General features: G+C 61.7%; 2 protein-coding genes. Both read right to left on the bottom strand.

The annotated features are described in order from the left end of the window. Positions 1–380 precede the first annotated feature (380 nt). Positions 381–1,667, bottom strand: a complete 1,287-nt coding sequence (locus tag ACRCSW_RS12445) for a glycine cleavage T C-terminal barrel domain-containing protein (protein WP_438705515.1) — start codon at positions 1,665–1,667, stop codon at positions 381–383. 10 nt (positions 1,668–1,677) lie between these two features. Continuing rightward, a complete protein-coding gene (locus tag ACRCSW_RS12440) occupies positions 1,678–3,123 on the bottom strand; it encodes an ISKra4 family transposase (protein ID WP_438705513.1) in 1,446 nt (481 codons plus the stop codon). Positions 3,124–3,212: the final 89 nt, after the last annotated feature.

Raw genomic sequence — 3,212 nt, 5'->3', positions numbered from 1 at the left:
GCCGGGTCGGCGACGTCAAGATAGGGCGCTTCGGCAAGCGTTGTGGGGGACATGACTGGACTCCGCTGTGAGATTGCGTCTTGCTGCGCGTTCATATGGAATTCATGCAAGTTTGGGGCCAGAAGTGGCAACTTCGCGAGGCGCTTACGTTAATCATCTGGTTTTATTGTGTATATTTTTTTTTGACACGTAGGGTCCATGCAATTCCATCAGGGGTCCAACACGTCTGCTGCACTCAGGCAGCACGGACCGCTGCGAGATCTCAGCAGTTGCGCACGCCGCAGCGGCGCTCACGCCGATTCATGACCAAGGCCGCCGGCCGTGAGCCAGTCGCGGCTCGGCAGGGCATCCGCGCGCTTGGGGCCACAAGGTCCCCGCGATCAGCGCAACGGCTCTCCCTTCGGGTCGTACCAAGGCCCGAACTGCACGCGTACGGGGTACCGGCGCCAGGCGATCTCGACCTCCCAAGTGCCCGCGCCCAGCCAGTCGGCGGTCACGCCGCCGGGGCAGGATACATAGCCCATGCCCAGCGACTTGCCGATGCGGTGGCCAAAGGCGCCCGTGGTCACCGAACCGACGATGACGCCGTCCCGCAGGATGGGTTCATTGTGGTAGAGGTGCGGGGGGATGCCGTCGACCTCAAGGCTCAGCTGCACCATGCGTCGGTCCTGCACACCGGCCGCACGCTGCCGCAGCAGCGCCTCGCGGCCGATGAAGCCGCCCGGCTTGTCGAATGCCACGGCAAAGCCAAGCCCCGCCTGCAGCGGCGTGTCTTCCTCGCCGATGTCATGGCCCCAGTGGCGATAGCCCTTTTCCATGCGAAGGGAATTGATGGCGAAGAAGCCGCCCATGCCCAGACCCAGATCGCGCCCAGCGTCAGCCAGCACCTCGAACACATGGGCGGCGAATTCGGTGGGCATGTAGATCTCCCATCCCAGTTCACCGACATAGGTCAGCCGGCTGGCCCGTACCCGCGCATAGCCCAGGTCGATCTCCTGGCTGGTGCCGAAGGGGAAGGCCGCGTCCGACAGGTCGGCGGGCGAGACCCGCGACAGCAGCGCACGCGCCTTTGGCCCCATCAGTGCCAGCATCGGTAGGCCCGAGGTGACATCCTGCACCGAGAGGCGCGCGCCTTCGGGAATGTGCCGCCGCAGCCAGGCCATGTCGCGGCGCTGCGACAGGGCGATGGTCACCACCATGAAGGCCGTTTCCGACAGCCGGGTCACGGTCACATCGGCCACGATGCCGCCCATCTCGTTCAGCCACTGGGTATAGACGACACGCCCCACCGCCACGTCGATGTTGTTCGCACAGACCCGGTTCAGCACGGTCACGGCATCCGGCCCCTCGCAGAGGAACTTGATGAAGCAGCTGTGGTCGAACAGCGTCACGTTCCGGGCCGTGTTGCGGCATTCGGCCCCCGTGGCGTCGAACCAGCTGGGTCGCCCGTAGGAATAGCTGACGGAGGGCGCGCAGCCCGGCGCGCCGAAGAATCCGGGGCGTTCCCAACCCGCCGCTTCGGTCATGAAGGCCCCGGCCGCCTTCAGCCGGTCATGGAACGGGCTTCGGCGGATGCCGCGCGCGGTTTCGAACTGGCGGCTTGGCCAGTGCATGTCGAACAGAAGGCCCAGCGTCTCGGTTGTGCGGTCCTCAAGGGGACCGTTCAACTAGCTGGGGTCATGCGGCACGCTGAAAGAGCGGTAGCGGCACGAATGGTGAAATGATGGTCTGACTTGGTTGAACTGGCGGCCTGTAGGCGAGACGTTCCGCAAGATCGCCATTGGCAAGGGCGACGCGGACTTGAAGGAGCAGGTTTGCCCCGCGTACTGACCAGCGCATTTGCTGCTTCTTGACCATCCGCCTTGCGACAAGATTGTTGACGTTCGCTTCAGCGGCCGTGGAGGCGATCCGCCTCCCTTCGCGATATCTCGCACCATAGTTGGTGATGGAACCGCGGTTTTGCTCAATGTAGATGCGCAGGTTCAACAGACCGCCTCGTAGCGGGGCGATCGCGGAGCTGCCCTGTTCATCTGCCTTCAAGTCTTGAAACAGGCGACCGATCAGGTCAATTGCCCTGTCTGTTTGACCATTCCAAAGACGCCACCTCACCGCTGCTATGTCTTCCAAAAGCTCTTCCCGCTCGTTCGGCGGCAGCCGCCGCGCCAACCACCCGGCAGTCTGCTCGATTGATCGCAGCTTCATGGCAATGTGAAACCAGTCGAGGATGTGCGTGGCTGGCTGCGGGAGAGCGGATTTCAAGCGCTTCAGACAGTCCTCACCGTCGGAGATCACGGTAACATCGCCCTTGCCTTCGTATCCGAGACGTTTGAGGGCAAGCAGCCCTTCTGCACGCATGCGTTTTCGCGAAGTGCCCGAAAACGCGAACAAGATTCCTCGGTCGGATCCGACCCCGCCCCTGCTTGCGTGGCAGATGACAGCTTCGAAACTTCGCGTTTCATGGCCGCGGACTTGCGGGATATGAGCAGTATCGATGCCAAGGACAAACTCCCGTTCTGGGTCACCAGGCAGCGGCAGCTCGCATTGACGACGTTCCTGCGTGTCGACTTTTTCAAAGAACATGCGCTGTTCTTCCTTTTCCTCCAGTCGCTTACCAACTGTCAAAGTGCGATGTCGCAGGGTCGTGTGCCGAGTTGGCATCTGCCCAGGCAGAAAATCGGCCAGAACTTCTGTCGCTGCTCGGTAAGGCATGAGTGCGCCAAGCTTAGCCGTGAGCGTCATCAGTTCTACAGTTGCACGGTCAGGGCAGAGCTCTGACACTGGAGTGATTGTGAAATCAACACCGGGCATGCAGCGGCGGCAGGGGTATAGCCGAGGGCTCTCCACGGTGACAGCGCCGTAAACTGTCTGGATCGTTCTGGCCGAATAGTCCTTGATCGGCCGCGTTCCGCCACACCCCTGGCAATGACGTCGGAACAAAACATAGAGGGCGCACTGCTGCTCGATGAAGTACCGTTGAAGTGATGCCAAGATGGTCTTGCCGTCGTCAACCGACAGGCCCAGGCTACCGGCGGCCAGATCGTCAAGGCTCTTCGCGATCTCAAACTCTAACCGGTGACCTTGCGTGATTTCGTCCGAACCCTCAATACTGATTTTCCAGCGCATCCTGCCTCTCCTCTGCCAAGAATGGCAGAGAGTAGAGCCCGCTTCGGCAAACAATGCACCCCAGGGAATTGAACGGTCTCGCTTTCATC

It is taken from the genome of Tabrizicola sp. (assembly GCF_051645465.1).
Classification (GTDB): Bacteria; Pseudomonadota; Alphaproteobacteria; order Rhodobacterales; family Rhodobacteraceae; genus Tabrizicola.
Note: the sequence above shows the minus strand (reverse complement) of the source record. Positions and strands in the feature narration are given on the sequence as shown.